Annotated in this window: 18 protein-coding genes; 8 read left to right on the top strand and 10 right to left on the bottom strand. The window is 65.5% G+C overall.

Going from position 1 to position 15551, the window contains the following annotated elements; all coding sequences use genetic code 11:
* Positions 1 to 115: 115 nt before the first annotated feature.
* From AAAZ40_RS06560 to AAAZ40_RS06585, 6 genes are read right to left on the bottom strand one after another with little or no spacing between them, the layout of a single operon-like run.
* Complete coding sequence (locus AAAZ40_RS06560; protein ID WP_476659613.1) at positions 116 to 619, bottom strand: Crp/Fnr family transcriptional regulator; 504 nt, start codon at positions 617 to 619, stop codon at positions 116 to 118.
* A gap of 42 nt (positions 620 to 661) precedes the next feature.
* On the bottom strand, positions 662 to 1156 hold the full coding sequence (locus AAAZ40_RS06565) for a hydrogenase maturation protease (RefSeq protein WP_476659614.1): 495 nt from the start codon (positions 1154 to 1156) through the stop codon (positions 662 to 664).
* A complete protein-coding gene (locus tag AAAZ40_RS06570) occupies positions 1140 to 2606 on the bottom strand; it encodes a Ni/Fe hydrogenase subunit alpha (RefSeq protein ID WP_476659615.1) in 1467 nt (488 codons plus the stop codon). Before AAAZ40_RS06570 ends, AAAZ40_RS06565 begins: the two co-directional genes overlap by 17 nt.
* 16 nt (positions 2607 to 2622) lie before the next feature.
* The gene (locus AAAZ40_RS06575; RefSeq protein WP_476659616.1) at positions 2623 to 3261 is read right to left on the bottom strand and encodes an NADH-quinone oxidoreductase subunit B family protein; all 639 of its coding nucleotides are present in this window, start codon (positions 3259 to 3261) and stop codon (positions 2623 to 2625) included.
* A complete protein-coding gene (locus AAAZ40_RS06580; RefSeq protein ID WP_476659617.1) occupies positions 3245 to 3967 on the bottom strand; it encodes a 2Fe-2S iron-sulfur cluster-binding protein in 723 nt (240 codons plus the stop codon). Before AAAZ40_RS06580 ends, AAAZ40_RS06575 begins: the two co-directional genes overlap by 17 nt.
* The gene (locus tag AAAZ40_RS06585; protein WP_476659618.1) at positions 3964 to 5781 is read right to left on the bottom strand and encodes an NAD(P)H-dependent oxidoreductase subunit E; all 1818 of its coding nucleotides are present in this window, start codon (positions 5779 to 5781) and stop codon (positions 3964 to 3966) included. The genes AAAZ40_RS06580 and AAAZ40_RS06585 overlap by 4 nt, the downstream gene beginning before the upstream one ends.
* A gap of 391 nt (positions 5782 to 6172) precedes the next feature.
* Between AAAZ40_RS06585 and AAAZ40_RS06590 the strand changes: the two genes are divergently transcribed.
* From AAAZ40_RS06590 to AAAZ40_RS06625, 8 genes are all read left to right on the top strand, one after another.
* On the top strand, positions 6173 to 6322 hold the full coding sequence (locus tag AAAZ40_RS06590; RefSeq protein WP_476659619.1) for a hypothetical protein: 150 nt from the start codon (positions 6173 to 6175) through the stop codon (positions 6320 to 6322).
* Positions 6319 to 6912 (top strand): peptide-methionine (S)-S-oxide reductase MsrA, encoded by a 594-nt coding sequence (gene msrA / locus AAAZ40_RS06595; protein WP_476659620.1) that lies wholly within the window; start codon positions 6319 to 6321, stop codon positions 6910 to 6912. The genes AAAZ40_RS06590 and msrA overlap by 4 nt, the downstream gene beginning before the upstream one ends.
* Before the next feature lie 37 nt (positions 6913 to 6949).
* Positions 6950 to 7921, top strand: coding sequence for an AEC family transporter (locus AAAZ40_RS06600; RefSeq protein WP_476659621.1), 972 nt, complete (start codon positions 6950 to 6952; stop codon positions 7919 to 7921).
* A gap of 154 nt (positions 7922 to 8075) precedes the next feature.
* On the top strand, positions 8076 to 8345 hold the full coding sequence (gene rpsP / locus AAAZ40_RS06605) for a 30S ribosomal protein S16 (RefSeq protein ID WP_476659622.1): 270 nt from the start codon (positions 8076 to 8078) through the stop codon (positions 8343 to 8345).
* A 39-nt stretch (positions 8346 to 8384) separates the two neighbouring features.
* A complete protein-coding gene (rimM, locus tag AAAZ40_RS06610) occupies positions 8385 to 8969 on the top strand; it encodes a ribosome maturation factor RimM (RefSeq protein ID WP_476659623.1) in 585 nt (194 codons plus the stop codon).
* 32 nt (positions 8970 to 9001) lie between these two features.
* Positions 9002 to 9751 carry a tRNA (guanosine(37)-N1)-methyltransferase TrmD gene (gene trmD, locus AAAZ40_RS06615; protein WP_476661706.1) on the top strand — a complete coding sequence of 250 codons (750 nt, stop codon included), beginning with the start codon at positions 9002 to 9004 and terminating at the stop codon, positions 9749 to 9751.
* A gap of 156 nt (positions 9752 to 9907) precedes the next feature.
* The gene (gene rplS, locus AAAZ40_RS06620; RefSeq protein WP_476659624.1) at positions 9908 to 10264 is read left to right on the top strand and encodes a 50S ribosomal protein L19; all 357 of its coding nucleotides are present in this window, start codon (positions 9908 to 9910) and stop codon (positions 10262 to 10264) included.
* Positions 10265 to 10308: 44 nt separating this feature from the next.
* Positions 10309 to 11631 (top strand): DUF3422 family protein, encoded by a 1323-nt coding sequence (locus AAAZ40_RS06625; protein ID WP_476659625.1) that lies wholly within the window; start codon positions 10309 to 10311, stop codon positions 11629 to 11631.
* Positions 11632 to 11647: 16 nt separating this feature from the next.
* Here AAAZ40_RS06625 and AAAZ40_RS06630 read toward each other — a convergent pair whose 3' ends face one another.
* The 4 genes from AAAZ40_RS06630 to ftsY all read right to left on the bottom strand — a co-directional run bounded on the left by AAAZ40_RS06630 (position 11648) and on the right by ftsY (position 15445).
* Positions 11648 to 12235, bottom strand: a complete 588-nt coding sequence (locus AAAZ40_RS06630; RefSeq protein WP_476659626.1) for a c-type cytochrome — start codon at positions 12233 to 12235, stop codon at positions 11648 to 11650.
* Positions 12236 to 12359: 124 nt separating this feature from the next.
* Positions 12360 to 13643: an FCSD flavin-binding domain-containing protein gene (locus AAAZ40_RS06635; protein WP_476659627.1), complete on the bottom strand. Its 1284-nt coding sequence runs from the start codon at positions 13641 to 13643 to the stop codon at positions 12360 to 12362.
* A gap of 16 nt (positions 13644 to 13659) precedes the next feature.
* A complete protein-coding gene (locus AAAZ40_RS06640; protein WP_476659628.1) occupies positions 13660 to 14025 on the bottom strand; it encodes a c-type cytochrome in 366 nt (121 codons plus the stop codon).
* A gap of 349 nt (positions 14026 to 14374) precedes the next feature.
* Positions 14375 to 15445 (bottom strand): signal recognition particle-docking protein FtsY, encoded by a 1071-nt coding sequence (gene ftsY, locus AAAZ40_RS06645; protein WP_476659629.1) that lies wholly within the window; start codon positions 15443 to 15445, stop codon positions 14375 to 14377.
* Between the last annotated feature and the right edge of the window lie 106 nt (positions 15446 to 15551).

Below are 15551 nucleotides of genomic sequence, written 5' to 3' on the forward strand. Positions count from 1 at the left end.
AGAAATTGCGTCAGGGTCGGCCCTTTGCCTGCAGTGGCCCAGGCGGGCGTGCCGCCAAGGGCAGCGCCCGCCGTGTGACCCACACGCCGCGCAGCGATGCGCGCGTGCGCAGCCTTCAAACGCGGCCGCGGCCGCCGGTGGCGATGTACTGCTGCAGCTCCATCTCGTGCTCGCTCATGGTGGCCACGACCGAGTGCACGCGCTTGACCACAGCGCGCATGAAGTTGTAGACCAGTTGCGGCTGCTCGGTAATCAGCGGCTGGATGTCGCCGGCTTTGAAGCACAGCACCGCCGCGTCGCCCAGCGCACGCACCGACAGATGGTGTGGCGTTTGGTCGATGAAGCTGAGCTCGCCGACCAGGTCGCCCTTTTCGAGCACGTGTACGGTGACTTCGCGCCGGGTCTGGGTTTTTTCGCGCACCAAGGCCAGGCGGCCTTCGGTTACGATGTAAAAGCTGTTGGTAAGGTCGCCCTGATGGAACAGGAATTCGCCGTCTTGCAGCCGGTGCTCGCGCCCGGCATGGGCGGCCAGGACGGCAGCGCCGTCGCGGCCGATGTATTCGCCCAGAGGCGCCTCGTAAATCAGGCTGGCGATGCGCTCGACTTCACGCTCTTGCATGGTGTTCACTCCTTGAAAGGTTGGATACAGAAGGGGGCGAATTCAAATCGTTTCCAGGGCGCGCTGCCCGAGCAGGTGCTGCTGTGCCGCCCGAAAGTTGCATAAAGCGCGCGGGCTCAGGCCCATCTGCAGCTCCCACTCGTAGCCGCGCAGGGCCAGCACATGAACCTCGGGCAAGCGGCCAAAGCACATCTGACAGGTGGCCAGAATCGAGGCGATCGAGACTTCGTGCGAGGTAAAGCTGTAGTCGAAGCGCGGCTGGCCGCGGCTGAGGCGAAACGGTTCCACCGCCGCGTCCAGCGTGGCATCCACAAACAGCACGCGCGCAAAGCCGTTGATCAGGTCCGCGTCTTCGACTTGCAACTGGTAGTTGCGTTGCAGGGTCGCTTGCGGGCACAGGCCAGCGTCTTCGAGCCAGTCGATGAAGGCCCAGCCCAGGCCGTCGTCCTGGCGCCCGTCGTTGCCTATGCCCAGGATCAGCGCGTCGGGCCGATCGAAGTCGGCCAGGCGCAGCGCAAGGTCAGCGTGTGCGTTCATCGACCACGCTCCCCTGGGCATCGACCACGCTCACGTGCAGCGGCATTTTGCCCAGCGCGTGGGTGGCGCAGCTCAGGCAGGGGTCGTAGGCGCGAATGCCGACTTCGAGCGCGTTCATCATGCCCTCGGTGATTTCGGCCTTGCCGCCGAGCCAGTCTTGCGCCACCTGGCGCACGGTGCGGTTGATGACCTGGTTGTTCTGCGTGGTTGAGACGATCAGGTTGGCAAAGGTCATCTCGCCGCTTTCGTTGGCGCGGTAGTGGTGCAGCAAGGTACCGCGCGGCGCTTCGACCACGCCCACACCCTCACCGGTCCAGGCACCGGGGGGCGGCGTCAGCAGCAACTGGTCTTTTTGCAGATCGGGGTCGTGCAGCAGATCGCGGATCATCTCGGCCGCGAGCAGGATCTCGATCACGCGCGCCCAGTTGTAGTGCAGCGTCATCTGGCTCGCCTTGCCCTTGGTGTAGTGCTGGAAGCGCTCCAGCGCCTCCTGCGCCAGCGGCGTCGGCAGCGAGCGCGTGATGTTCATGCGCGCCAGCGGCCCCACACGCACCGAACCGGCCTCGCGCCCCAGCGCCTTGAGGTAGGGGAACTTCATGTAGCTCCACTCCTCCACGGCTTCCGAGAAATGATCGAGGTAGTCGTGGTAGTCGAATTGCGCCACCACGTTCTTGTCGGCGTCCTGCACGCGCAACTGGCCGTGGTAATAATCGGCGTCGCCGGCTTCGTTGACCAGGCACATGTCCAGCGCCGGGGCGTAGCCGAAGCTGTCCACCTGGTGCCGGTATTTCTCATGGTAATCGTAGAACAGTTCCAGCCCTTCGACGGCGTAGGCAATCACCTGATCCATGTTGATCAAGCCGTCTTCGCCCTTGAGCAAGCGGTCGCGTTCGGCGATGCTCAGGTTTTTGTTCACGCCGCCGGGAATCGAGCTGATGCCGTGCATGCGTTTGCCCAGCACCGCCTTGATCACCTCTTGCCCCCACTTGCGCAACTGAATGGCACGCTTGACCAGTTCCGGATTGGCTTCGATCAGGCCCTCGATGTTGCGCTGCTCGGGCGCAGCCTCGATGCCAAACATCATTTCGGGCGTAATCAGGTAGTAGTAGGCGGTTTGGTGCGACTGCAGCATTTGCCCATAGTGACCAAGGCGGCGCATTTTTTCCGCTACCGGCGTGACGTTGATGCCCTGCTTGAGGCCAACGCCCACCATGTCGTCGAGCGCCTTGGCGCCGCACAGGTGGTGGCTGACGAAGCAAATGCCGCAGATGCGCTGCAACAGCATCGGCGCTTCCCAGTAGGGGTGGCCCTGGATGAAGCGCTCAAAGCCCCGGAATTCGACGACGTGCAATTTGGCGTCCGTGACCTGGTTGTCGTCGTCCAGATGCACCACGACCTTGCCGTGCCCCTCGATGCGGGTCACGGGGTCGATGACCAGTTTTCTGCTCATGCTTGGCTCCTGAGTATCAGTCGTAGCGGTTGATCGAGATCGGCAGGTCGAACGGGCGACCGTGCACCAGATCGTCGAGCACCTTGAAAATGGCATCGCCGTCGGGCGGGCAGCCGGGGATGAAGTAGTCCATCTTGACCACTTCGTGGCAGGGGTAAACCTTGGTCGTGATGCGCGGAATGTCGGGGTGCAGCGGGATGGTCGGGCGCGCGCCGGGCACGCTGGTGGGCGCGTCGAGGTAGGCCTGCTGCAGGCATTCGCTCAGCGGCACCACGTTGCGCATGGCCGGCACACCGCCCCAGACGGCGCAGGCGCCGACCGAAATGAGCACGTCGCAGTTTTCGCGGAAGTGCTCCAGGGTCTCGATGTTTTCCTCGTTCGCTACGCCGCCTTCGACGAAACCGACCACGCAGCGCTCGGTGATGCGTTTCACGTCCGAAATCGAAGAGCGCGTGATCGTGATCTTGCTCAGGAGCGGAAACAGGCGCTCGTCCAGGTCCAGCAGCGACAAGGTGCAGCCCCAGCAGCCGCACAGGCCGATGGTGGCGACCTTGATCTTGCCCGCACGCCCGGCGGCCAGGGCTGGGTCGAACGGGGTGGCGGGCAGGTTGTGTGCAAACTCCTGCTTCGACAAGGCTTCAAGCACGAGGCTCATTTTTGGCTCCTGGAATGTTGAGGGTACGGGCGCGCAAGGTTTGCACCTCAAACTTGCGCTGACCGATGGGCACGTCGTGGCCGACGCGCTTCTTCAAGATCGTGCCCACCGGACACAAATCCACCGCCTGCTGCACCTGCTCGTCGCTCATGCGGTTGGCGAGTTCCACGTTCATGTCGATGCGCGCCGTGCTGCCGCGGCCGTGGATGGAGAAGATTTTCTGCCCCGTTTCCTGGTCGCGCACGAACTCGACGCAGCGCTGGCAGAAGATGCAGCGGTCGCGCTCGAGCCAGATCTTGTCGCTGCCGGGCGAGTTGTCGCGCACCGGGAAGCGGTAGGGGAAGCGCGACACCATCATGTCGGTCTCGTAGCCGACGGCTTGCAACTGGCAGCGCCCGCTCTTTTCGCAGCTCGGGCAGTTGTGGTTGCCTTCCACGAACAGGAACTCGACCAGCGCCTTGCGCATGTCGGTGATTTCGGGTTCGTTGACCTCAACCTCCATGCCGTTGGCCACGCGCACCGTACAGGCCGAGTTGACCGCGCCATTGACCTTGACCGAGCAGACGCGGCAGGTGCCGAGGCACGCCTCGCCCTTGACGTAACACAAGGTGGGAATGAAGACGCCCACTTCGGGGGCGACATCGACCAGGGTGCGACCGAGTTCGGTTTGCACCGGCTGGCCGTCGATCGTGATTTCGACTTTCATGTTGTCAGCTCCGTGGCAGGGGTGGGGGCGGGCTGGCTGCGCGGGTAGGCGGCCAGGGCGGCGTCGAGGTCAAAGGAAGGCAGCAGCGGCCCGTGTGGCTGCGCCAGCTTGGCCTGGTAGATCTCGGGGAAGCGCTCCAGCGTGTTGAGCATCGGTTTGGGCGAAGTGCCGCCCAGGCCGCAGCGGCTGGTCTTGCGCACCAAGTTGCCCCATTGCACGATGTCGGTAAAGTCTTGCTGGTGCGCGCGCCCGGCGCAAATGCGCTCCATCTTGTGCAGCAAATCGACGTTGCCCACCCGGCACGGGACGCAAATGCCGCACGATTCATCGACAAAGAACTGCATGTGCTCGCGCACGATCCAGAGCAGGTCGCGGCTCTTGTTGAAGACGGTGAAGGCACCGTTGCAGCCCAGGTCTTCGTAGCCGAGCCGGCGCTCACCGTCCTGGGCGGCCGAAATGCACTCGCCCGACGGGCCGCTGACCTGCACCGCCAGCGCGCCGTGCGCGCCCACCATGCGCAGCACCTCCTTGACCGTGATGCCCCATTCGACCTCGTAAATACCCGGCTTGCTGCAGTCGCCGGCCACGCTGAGCAGGCGCGTGCCGGTGGAGTCCGGCGTGCCCAGGCTGCGGTACCAGTCGGCCCCTTCAGACAAAATGTGGCTCACGGCAGCAAAGGTTTCGACGTTGTTGACGCTGGTGGGCATGCCCAGGAAACCCTTTTGCACCGGATACGGCGGCTTGAGGCGCGGCGTGCCGCGCTTGCCTTCGCAGGACTCGATCAGCGCCGACTCGTCGCCGCAGATGTAGGCACCGGCCGCCATCTGGATGCGGATGTCGAAGTCAAAACCCGCTTTGCCGCCTATGCTGCGCCCGAGCAGGCCGCGCGCCCGCATCTGTTGCAACTGCGCTTCCAGGTAGTCCTTGAGGTAATAGTATTCGGCGCGCAGGTACAGAATGCCTTGCGTGGCGCCAATCGCGTAGCCGGCCGCCAACATGCCAAAAAACACCTGTTTGGGCGAGCGCGTCAGCAGCACCCGGTCCTTGAAGGTGCCGGGCTCACCTTCGTCGGCGTTGCAGATGATGTACTTCTGCTCGCCCTCGGCGTCGCGGCACAAACGCCACTTCAGCCCGGTAGAAAAACCAGCCCCGCCACGCCCGCGCAGCTTGGAGGTGACCACCTCGTCGAGCACCCACTGCGGCGGCTCGGCCACCATGCGCGCCAGCATGTCGGCCAAGTCGAGCTTGTTGCGAAAGAACATTGGGCGCTGGGTGCGCACGTTGCTTTCCACCAGCGACTCGACGTAAGCCAGTTGGTCGGTGGGCAGCCCGGCCGGGTTGGCGATCTGCTCCGGCGTGCGCCCCTGTTTGAGCTGCTCGACGATGTCGGCCACCTTGGCTGGCGTCAGGCGCGTGAACACCACCCGGTCGAGCAACATGGCCGGTTCCTGGTCACTCAGGCCCACGCACGGCGTCTCAAAGAGGCCAAACAAGGCCTCGGCGCGCGGCTGGTTGAAGCGCTCACCGGTTTCCTGCTCCAGCGCGGCGTACACGGCGTCAAAGCCATTGAGCTTGGCCAGCACCGAATTGCACAGGTAGATGCAGTGCTTGCCCGAGGGCTGCAGGCGCAAGAAGTGGTAGAACGATGCGGTTTCCACCACATCGGGCACCGACAGGTTCAGGCCAGCGGCCAGCGGCGCCAGCGCCGGTTCAGGGATATGGCCGTGTTGCCACTGCAAATCCCACAACATGTCGAGCAGGCGCGTGCGGTCGTGGCCGTAGCGCGCGAGCATCGATTGAATGGCTTGCTCCATAAAATTCCTTTCTGTTTCAGGATGGGCGGTGGCGTAGCGTGCATCGGCTGGCGGGCCCTGAAGCCAGCCAGTCCCAGCTTGTCCAGGGCTGTGACCGTGCATAGTGCAGTGTCTCGCAAATACCTCGACATGAAACCGCGTCTTCTTCCGCCATGCCGCGTTGCAAGCCCTTGCCATATGCACCATATGGCTGCGGGCTTGCGCCTTGCCTGGCGCAAGAATCCATCGGCTTCATCCTGTCAAGCCATTTGCGAGACACTGCACTAGGGACTTGCAACAAGGGGGCCAGTTTGGGTGCAATCCGTGTTTACCCCTAGCGTGTTTTTCAACTCATTGATAAGGCACATATTATTTTGGAAGCCGAAGGGGGCGAAAGATACATCCTCTGCTCATGTGGAAATCGACCTTCCGCTTTGATGATCGGCTGGGCATGGGTTTAACCTTTGGTTCAACCAAGGAAAATCTTTGGCCCCGCGAGCGCGCGCCAGCCGAACCATTCTTTACTGCGCCGGCCCGCAAGGGTTTGAGCTTGATCAAATGACCGCGATATCTGAACCCCGCGCCCTCGATGCGAGCGACGGCGCAGGCCACGAGCCGGGTGCTGCGCGCAGCGTCGTGCTGGCCGGCGGCTGCTTTTGGTGCACCGAGGCGGTGTTTGAGCCCGTGCGCGGTGTCCTCGAGGTGGAGTCTGGCTATGCCAACGGCCACTGGCCCCAGCCCACTTACGAGCAGGTGTGCAGCGGCCGCAGCGGCCACGCCGAGGCCATCCGCCTGGTGTTTGACCCGGCGCAAGTGGGGCTGCGCACCTTGCTGGAAATCTTTTTCGCCACCCACGACCCCACCACCCTGAACCGCCAGGGGGCCGATGTCGGCAGCCAGTACCGCAGCGCCATCTATTGGACCGAGCCCGAACAAGAGCGGGTGGCGCGCGCGTTGATCGACGAGCTGCAAGCCGCCGACGCCTTTGGGGCGCCGATCGTGACCGAGCTCGCGCCGCTGCAGCGCTTTGACGCCGCCGAAGCCGAGCACCAGCGCTTCTTTGCCCGCCATCCGCACAACGGCTACTGCCTGGCGGTGGCCGCACCCAAGCTGCGCCACGTGCGCCAGCAGTTTGCCCAGTGGCTGCGCTGAAACGCGCTGGGCCTGAAGCGCGGGCTACACTGCAGGGGTGAGTTTGACCGAGCACCCCGTTTTTTTGTCGCTGACCCCGGTTTTTTTGCTGATCACGGTCGGCTACCTGGCTGGGCAGCGGCGCTGGATGCGCACCGAGTCGGTGCCCGATCTGTCGAACCTCGTGTTTTTGGTGCTGGGTCCGGCGCTGCTGTTTCACACCATGAGCACGGTGCAGATCGACGAGCTCGACCTGCGCCCGGTGGGGGCTTATTTTTTGGCCGTCGGGGCGTTGTTTGGCCTCAGCGTGCTGCTGCGTGGTTTGAGCTGCCGCAGCGTGGTGCTGGCCTTGGCGGGCACCTTCAGCAATCTGGTGATGATCGGCATCACGCTGGTCAAGCTGGCCTATGGCCAAGCCGGGCTGGTGACGCTGCTGACGCTGATTTCTGTGCATTCGCTGGTCTTGCTCACGGCGGCGACGATCATGCTCGAGCTGGCGCAGGCGCGCGAGGCGCGAGCCCAGCGCTCCTCCCCATTGACGCCACGGCGCGTCGCCCTGATCGCGGTGTCGGCCATGAAAAGCGCGCTCATCCATCCGGTGCCGCTGCCCATCCTCTGCGGCCTGCTGTTTGCCCAGACCGGCTGGACGCTGCCCGGGGTGGTGCAGCTGCCGCTGCAGCTGCTGGGCAGCGCCTTTGGCCCGCTGGCGCTGGTGCTGGTGGGAGTGAGTCTGGCGGGCTTGAGCCTGCGCGGCCACTGGGGCCCCGCGCTGGCACTGGCGGTGAGCAAAAACCTGCTGTTGCCCCTGATGGTGGGGGCCAGCGCCTGGGCTTTGGGCATCGATGGCCTGGCGCTGGTGGTGCTGGTGGTGGCCGCCGGTCTGCCGATCGGAGCCAATGTGTTTTTGTTTGCCCAGCGCTACCAGGTGGTGCAAGACCTGACCACCGCCGCCATGGGCGTCTCGACCCTGCTGGCGCTGCTCACCCTGAGCGGCTGGATGCTGCTGCTGTCGTGGCTGGTGGGGGTTTGATCTCTGGCGCTGGGAGGCAAATCGGGTGCATGGGGGTTTGTGGTGTTAGAATACCAAGTTCCCAACGCTTCGCTGGTCGGGTGGCCAGTCGCGTGTCTCAGGCGTTGCGAGGCTTTATTGTGGGGGGCTTGTGCCCCACCCGAAGGATTCAACCATGGTCGTCATTCGACTTTCTCGTGGCGGCGCCAAGGCGCGCCCGTTTTACAACATCGTCGTGGCCGACAAACGCAGCCGCCGCGACGGCAGCTTCATCGAGCGCATCGGTTTTTACAACCCGCTGGCCACCGGTGGCGAACAGCCGCTGCGCGTGGCGCAAGACCGCCTCAACTACTGGCTGGGTGTGGGCGCGCAGCCCTCTGACACGGCAGTGCGCCTGTTCAAGCAGGCCGCCAAAGCCGTTGCGCCATCGGCGCCAGCGGTCTGAGCGGGCTGGGGTTCGGCCGCTGGCGTTGCCCTTGGACCCATGGCCGCACTTGCCGCACTGAAGCCCGCACCGCTGCCCGCTGATGCGGTCGAATTGGGCCGCATACAGGAGGCGTGGGGCATCAAGGGTTGGGTGCGGCTGCACAGCCACAGCGCCACCCCCGATGCCTTGCTGCACGCTTGGCGCTGGTACCTGTTGCCGCCCGAAGCCCCTTTTGCCAGGGGCTTTGACGCTTTTGAAGGCAGTGTGCAGGTGCAGGTGCACGGCATCAAGCGCCACGCCGACGGTCTGGTGGCGCAACTGGCCGAGGTGCCCGACCGCAACGCCGCCGAGGCGCTCAAGGGTGCGCGCATCCTGGTCGCGCGCGCCGATTTCCCGGCCGCTGCGTCCGATGACGAGTATTACTGGGTCGATCTGATCGGGCTCGAGGTGGTCAACCGCCAAGGCGAGGCGCTCGGGGTGGTGCGCGATCTGCTCAGCACCGGGCCGCACAGCGTGCTGTGTCTGGAATACCTGGCCGAGGGCAAGCTGGCCGAGCGCCTGATTCCCTTTGTCGCCGCCTACGTCGATGCGGTCGATCTGCCTTCGCGGCGCATCACGGTCGATTGGCAACTGGATTATTGAGCGCCGCTGCCGCCGTGCAGGGCGCCGTGGCCATGCGCTTTGACCTCATCACCCTGTTCCCCGAGCTGTTCGAGCCCTTCATGCGCCACGGCATCACGAGCCGGGCCTACGAGTCGGGGGCCTTGCAGTTGCGTCTGTGGCCCTTGCGCGACTTCGCCGACGGCGCCTACCGGCGTGTGGACGACCGCCCCTTTGGCGGCGGCCCCGGCATGGTGATGCTGGCCGAGCCCTTGCGCCGCTGCTGGGAGGCGATCCGAAGCGAGCGCGCGCAGCTGGGCCTGCCATTGGGGCCCACGCTGTTGTTTGCGCCGCAGGGCCGGCGGCTCGACCACGCTTTGGTGGCCGAGCAGGCGCAGGGCAGCGGCGGCATTTTGGTGTGCGGGCGCTACGAAGGGATTGACCAGCGCTTCATCGACCAGTGTGTGGATGGCCAGATCAGTTTGGGCGATTTTGTGCTCTCGGGGGGCGAGCTGGCGGCGCTGGCCCTGCTCGACGCCGTGGCGCGGCTGTTGCCCGGTGTGCTCAACGACGCGCAAAGCCACCTACAAGACAGCTTCAACCCGGCCATCGACGGCTTGCTCGACTGCCCGCATTACACCCGGCCCGAGCGCTGGAGCGGTCCGCTGGGCGAGGCCGCAGTGCCCGAGGTGTTGCTGTCGGGCCACCATGCGCGCATCGAGGCCTGGCGGGCGCAGCAGCGCCGCGCAGCCACCGCACGCCTGCGGCCCGATCTGTGTCCGGCGGCATCGGTAAGCCCGCAGCGTGACGCCGATCAAACCTGATCCGGATGCTATAATCAAGGGCTTTCGATCCTCTGGTCGGCCGCCCCATGGTCCTTAGAGCGCGCAGTGCGCTCGGGCCAGCCCAGCATGGCTCATGCCGTGCCTGGGCTTGGGGCCTTTAGTGCAGCGCGACCACGATCGGTGTTTTAGGAAGCCATGAACCTGATCCAGATCCTCGAGCAAGAGGAAATCGCTCGTCTCAACAAGCAAATCCCCGATTTTTCCCCGGGCGACACGGTGATCGTGCACGTCAACGTCGTTGAAGGCACACGCAAGCGCGTGCAGGCCTACGAGGGTGTGGTGATCGCGCGCCGCAACCGTGGCCTGAACTCGGGCTTCATCGTGCGCAAGATCTCCAACGGCGAAGGCGTGGAGCGCACCTTCCCGCTCTACAGCCCGCGCATCGACCGCATCGAAGTCAAGCGCCGTGGCGCCGTGCGCCGCGCCAAGCTCTACTACCTGCGCCAGCGCAGCGGCAAGTCGGCGCGCATCAAGGAAAAGCTCGGCGCCTGATCGCGCCCTGCCTTTAGCGCGCAAGCCAGCTACCCAAGCGCATCGTGGGGCCCATCCAGCAGCGGCTGTTGCCACCCGACGATGCGCTGCGCCGCCAGCTGCACGATGAGGTGCATGCGCGCCCGCCGGCGCGGATCGCCTTGCCGGCGGCGGTGCTGTATGTGGCGCTGTTCAACGACGGCGTCGGCCGTCAGGACGAACTCGATGCCTTGCGTCAGTTGCCGGGGCAGGGCCACCTGTGCCTGGACGACTTGCAGGGCAATTTTCTGCGCCTGATGCTGCCCGGTTACACCCTCAAGTGGGAGCGCCACGCCGAATTCACGCGCTATTCGGTGGTGCAGTCGCAGACCCATGCCAACGCCGACTGGTTTGCTGCAGACCACTGGAGCGCGCAGCAGGTGCTGCCGGCCGGTTGGTTGGCGCGGCTGCCGGGGCGCACTTTCTGCGCCATCGAGCTGGCCTTGCTGTTGGGCGATCCCGATCGGGCGCAGCTGCTGCTGGCACAGGCGCGCGACGCGCTCGGTGAGCACACGCTGGCGGCCTCGGTCATGGGCAACCAGTCGCATTCGCTGCTGGTGACCGACTTCAAGCTGCGCGACAACGGCTTTGAGCGCGTGTTGGTCTATGCGACCGCGCACACGTCCGAGACCCGCGCCGGCCGCATCGCCCAGCGCCTGCTCGAAGTCGAAACCTACCGCCTCATGGCCTTGCGCGGCCTGCCGGTGGCCAAGGCGCTGGGGCCTGAACTGGCTCTGGCCGAAGCCCAGTTGGCGCAGATCACGGCCGACCTCGAGCACAGCGAGCGCTCCGACCAAGCCCTGCTCGACGCCTTGGTGACGCTGGCGGCCGGAGTCGAAAAAGCCATTGCCCAGCATTCGTTCCGGTTTTCGGCCACGCGCGCCTACCACAACCTGGTGGAGCAGCGCATCGCCGAGCTGCGCGAGTCGCCCATCCCCGGCACCCAGACATTGGGCGAGTTCATGCGCCGGCGCCTCGCGCCCGCCATGGCCACGGTGGCGGCGACCGAGCTGCGCCTGAACACGCTCTCGGAACGCGTGTCGCGCGCCAGCGCCTTGTTGCGCACGCGGGTCGATATCGCCACCGAAGGCCAAAACCAGCAGCTGCTGGAGAAGCTTACCCGCGGCCAGGCCCTGCAACTGCGCTTGCAGTCCACCGTCGAGGGCTTGTCGATCGCGGCCATTTCGTACTACATCATCAGCCTGCTGCTGTACGGCGCCAAGGCGATCGAGTCGGCGGGCGTGCCGATTCAGCCCAACATCGCCGTCGGTGCGCTGATTCCGGTGGTGCTCTACGCCGTCTGGCGCACCGTGCGGCGCATTCACCAAAAGCTGCACACCGCCCAGTGAGGCGGCGGCGTGCAGATCAGCGGGCGCTCAGGTATTCGGCCACGGCGGCCATTTCGAGCTCGGTCATGCGCTCGGCGACCATGTGCATGGCCAGGTTGGCGTCGGTGCGTTGGCGCGTGTTGAACTGCTTGAGCGAGTGCACGAGGTACTCGGGTATTTGGCCTGCCAGGCGTGGCAGGGTGGCGGCACCGCGGGCGTCGGCACCATGGCAACTGGCGCAGGACGGCAGGCCCGAGAAGCGGTTGCCGTAGTGGTGGATGTAACGCCCCACGGCAGCCAGGCTGGCGTCGCGCACCGGCTGGGTCATGGCCGGCAGGGCTTCGTAAAAGCGGCCCAGGGCCATCATGTCTTCGGGCGTCAGGCGCGCCACGGCGTTGGCCATGGCGGTGTGCTGGCGCTGCCCGGTCTGGTAGGCGCGCAATTGGGCCGCGATGTACTCGGCATTCTGGCCCGCCAGGCGCGGAAAGAGCTCACTCGTCGATTCACCCTGGGCTCCGTGGCAAATGAAGCACGAAGCCATGTGCAGGCGCTGCGCCCGTACCTGGTCGGCGGCCGGCTGGGCCCAGAGCAGGGCGGGTGACAGGGCCAAGCTGGTGGCAGCCAAGAGGGCACCCAGTCGGCGGGCAGCGGAGCGAGCAGTGGCAATCATGGCAGGAGGGGGAAAGAGGCTGAAACAGCCTGCACCCCAGCGCACGTGGCGCCGGGTGCAGGCAGCGCGGGGACGCTCTTTAGCCGAGCATGTCGGCCCAGATGTTGACCGCCCAGCCGATGGCGTAGCGGCCTTCCATTTCGTTGGGCGCCGGCGACACCCCGCCCGAACCCGGCACCACCAGCATGGTGCGCTGTTGCGCGTCCCAGCGGTGCACGCTGGCCACGTGCATGGCGTCGGTGTCGTTGACGAAGCTGTAGCAGGTGTTGGCCACGATGGGCATGGAGGGCACCGGTTGGCCCAACAGCAGCGAGACCACGGCGCCGGCGCAGACCTTGCCATGCTGGTTCGCCATGTGGCCCGATTTGGGCATGCCGGGCGAGATTTGAATCGCGTCACCGAGCACGTGCACATTGGGCACGGCGATCGATTCGTAGCTCAGGAAGTTGACTTCGCACCAGCGTCGGTTCACCGTCGCCAGGCCGCTGTTGACGGCCAGGTCGGCGGCGCGCATCGGCGGCAGCACATTGGCCACGGCGGCGCGGAAGTTTTCCTGCACCTCGAAGCGCAGCGTGTTGGTGGCCGCATCGACATCGAGCAGGGTGTGGCCGGGCCGGTACTCGATGTGGTTGGGGAAGTTTTGCTGGAACACGCGCGTGAACAGACCGCGCTTGGACTGGATCTCGGGGTTGGCATCGAAGATGATGACCTTGCTGCGCGGCTTGGCCTTCTGGAAGTAATTGGCCACCAGGCAGGCGCGCTCGTACGGGCCGGGCGGGCAGCGGTAGGGCACCGGCGGGATGGCGAGGGCATAGACGCCGCCGTCGGGCATGGCTTCGAGTTGGCGCCGCAGCGCCACGGTTTGTTCGCCGGCCTTCCAGGCGTGCAGCACGCGCGCCTTGGCCTCAGCCGAGGCCATGCCGGGCAGGGCTTCCCACATGAAGTCGATGCCGGGCGAGACGATCAGGCGGTCGTAACCGATTTCGCTGCCGCCGGCCAAGCGCACCACGCGCCGCGCCGGGTCGATGGCGTTGACGCGATCGCGCACCACCTGCACGCCGTGGCGCTGCTGCAGGTTGGCGTAGCTGTGGGTGATAAAGGCGATGTCGCGCTGGCCGCCGATGACCAGGTTCGAGATCGGACAGGAGACGAAGTTGGCGTTGGGCTCGATCAGCGTCACGCGCACCTTGCCTTCCGAGAACAGGCGCACGTATTTGGCGGCGGTGGCGCCGCCATAGCCGCCACCGACGACGACCACGTGGGGGGCGCTGGCGCCGGGCGCAGTGGCGCAAGCGCTCAGGAGGCTGACGGAGCCCAGGGCGCCGGCGGCGCTGAGGCTTTGGACAAAATGACGGCGTTGCATGGCAGTTGCTCCTTGTTCAGCGCGGCAGGGCGGCAAAATAACCGGCGATGGCGGCGATCTGCTCGTCGCTGTAGCCGCGGGTGTGGTGGTGCATGATGGTGGCTGGGCTGCGTCCGGTCTTGAAGCCCTGCATCTTGCGGATCATCTCGTCGCGGTTCATGCCGGCCAGCGATTCCATGCCAGGCTGGGCGCGGCCCGCCGTGCCGTGGCAGGACATGCAGGTCGAGGCCCAGACGCGGATTTGCATCGCACTGGGGGGTTGGGTGGGTGCGGCGGCGGGTGCGGCCGTGGCTGCCGGGGCCGCAGCGGGTGCCTGGGCCTGGGCTGCGAGTGCGGCGGTGCCGAGCAGGCCCACGGCAAGCAACTGAACGAGGGTTTTCATGGGGACAGTCTCCTTGGTGGGTGAAAACGGGTGCGCCGGAGGCAGCATCATTGAATGCTGATGCACAGTTTTTTTGCGATTTTAGGGTTCTGCTCGATACAAAACCTACAAAAAATGGGCTTTTGGCATCGGTGTTTTCCCTCTGCTCCAAAACCCTTGTAAAGGCAGGGTCGCTGGCGCCGCATGGTCGCATTATCTGAGCGCGCGGTGGGCAGATGCGCGCTCAGGTATCGAATATTGCGTTCTGAAGGTATGCGCTGGGGCTATAAGGCGGCTTGGCCTGCACACCAGGCGCCGGGTTAGTGTGGAAGTCTTCCATGATCCGGGGCGCTGCCCCGCATCATGAAAGTTAGTGCAGCAGGGCCTGGGCGAACTCTTGCGCATCAAAAGTTTGCAAGTCGGCCAACTGTTCGCCCACGCCGATGAAGTACACCGGCACCACGGCGCCGCGCTCGCGCCCCCAGGTGGCGATGGCGGCCAGCACGCCGCCTTTGGCGGTGCCGTCGAGCTTGGTCACCACCAGCCCGGTCAGGCCGAGCGCGGCATCAAAGGCCTTGACCTGCGCCAGCGCATTCTGCCCGGTGTTGCCGTCGATCACCAGCAGCACCTCGTGTGGCGCGCTGGGGTCGGCTTTCTGGATCACGCGCTTGATTTTCTTCAGCTCCTCCATCAGGTGCAGTTGGGTCGGGAGACGGCCGGCGGTGTCGATGATCACCACGTCGCGCCCGCGCGCCCGGGCGGCCGTGACGGCGTCGAAGCTCACTGCCGCCGGGTCGCCGCCTTGCTGGCTGATGACTTCGACCGTGTTGCGCGCCGCCCAGACCCCGAGCTGCTCGCGTGCGGCGGCTCTGAAGGTGTCGGCGGCGGCCAACAGCACGCTGGCGCCGGCGTTGGACAGGTGCCAGGTGAGCTTGCCGATGGTGGTGGTTTTGCCGGCGCCGTTGACGCCGGCGATCATCAGCACCGTGGGGCCGTCGGGCTGGGCGCCGATGGGCAGCGACTGCTGCAAGGGCCGCAGCAGGTCGGCCAGCGCCGCGGCCAGCAGCGCCTTGACGGCGGCCGGATCGGTGGTTTTGCTGGCCTTGACGCGCAGGCGCAGATCGTCGAGCAGATACTGGGTGGCCTGCACGCCGGTGTCGGCTTGCAGCAGCGCGGCTTCGAGATCTTCGTACAGCGCCTCGTCGATCTGGGTGCCGATGAACACGCTGCCGATGCTGCTGCCGGTCTTGCGCAAGCCCGACTTGAGGCGCTCGAACCAGGATGGGCGGCTAAGGTCGGCTTCGGGTGCGGTGGCGCTGGGCGCTTGCGGCGCCTCGAGCGCGCCTGCATTGGGCACTGCAGCCTGCGGCGGGGGCGCATCGGCCGGCGCGGCGGGCTCTGTGGTGCCAGAGAAAAATTTTTTCTTCAGGTAACTGAACATGGGGCTCGCTTGGGTATCAATGCCAAAGCGTGTGTAAAAACGCTCGCCGGCTCTGCGGGGCCGTCTCTGATGGACAATCCCCACCATGCATTCTATGAAACCTGTT

This window comes from Serpentinimonas sp. SMBJO2 (genome assembly GCF_056341105.1).

Excerpts from the sequence above, each read along its gene's own strand:
- AAAZ40_RS06635 (WP_476659627.1), bottom strand. The coding sequence starts at position 13,643 with ATGCAACGCCGTCATTTTGTCCAAAGCCTCAGCGCCGCCGGCGCCCTG.
- rplS (WP_476659624.1), top strand. The coding sequence starts at position 9,908 with ATGAACCTGATCCAGATCCTCGAGCAAGAGGAAATCGCTCGTCTCAAC.
- AAAZ40_RS06575 (WP_476659616.1), bottom strand. The coding sequence starts at position 3,261 with ATGAGCCTCGTGCTTGAAGCCTTGTCGAAGCAGGAGTTTGCACACAAC.
- AAAZ40_RS06585 (WP_476659618.1), bottom strand. The coding sequence starts at position 5,781 with ATGGAGCAAGCCATTCAATCGATGCTCGCGCGCTACGGCCACGACCGC.
- AAAZ40_RS06580 (WP_476659617.1), bottom strand. The coding sequence starts at position 3,967 with ATGAAAGTCGAAATCACGATCGACGGCCAGCCGGTGCAAACCGAACTC.
- trmD (WP_476661706.1), top strand. The coding sequence starts at position 9,002 with ATGCGCTTTGACCTCATCACCCTGTTCCCCGAGCTGTTCGAGCCCTTC.
- rimM (WP_476659623.1), top strand. The coding sequence starts at position 8,385 with ATGGCCGCACTTGCCGCACTGAAGCCCGCACCGCTGCCCGCTGATGCG.
- AAAZ40_RS06560 (WP_476659613.1), bottom strand. The coding sequence starts at position 619 with ATGCAAGAGCGTGAAGTCGAGCGCATCGCCAGCCTGATTTACGAGGCG.
- rpsP (WP_476659622.1), top strand. The coding sequence starts at position 8,076 with ATGGTCGTCATTCGACTTTCTCGTGGCGGCGCCAAGGCGCGCCCGTTT.
- AAAZ40_RS06570 (WP_476659615.1), bottom strand. The coding sequence starts at position 2,606 with ATGAGCAGAAAACTGGTCATCGACCCCGTGACCCGCATCGAGGGGCAC.
- AAAZ40_RS06590 (WP_476659619.1), top strand. The coding sequence starts at position 6,173 with ATGTGGAAATCGACCTTCCGCTTTGATGATCGGCTGGGCATGGGTTTA.
- AAAZ40_RS06640 (WP_476659628.1), bottom strand. The coding sequence starts at position 14,025 with ATGAAAACCCTCGTTCAGTTGCTTGCCGTGGGCCTGCTCGGCACCGCC.
- AAAZ40_RS06565 (WP_476659614.1), bottom strand. The coding sequence starts at position 1,156 with ATGAACGCACACGCTGACCTTGCGCTGCGCCTGGCCGACTTCGATCGG.
- msrA (WP_476659620.1), top strand. The coding sequence starts at position 6,319 with ATGACCGCGATATCTGAACCCCGCGCCCTCGATGCGAGCGACGGCGCA.
- ftsY (WP_476659629.1), bottom strand. The coding sequence starts at position 15,445 with ATGTTCAGTTACCTGAAGAAAAAATTTTTCTCTGGCACCACAGAGCCC.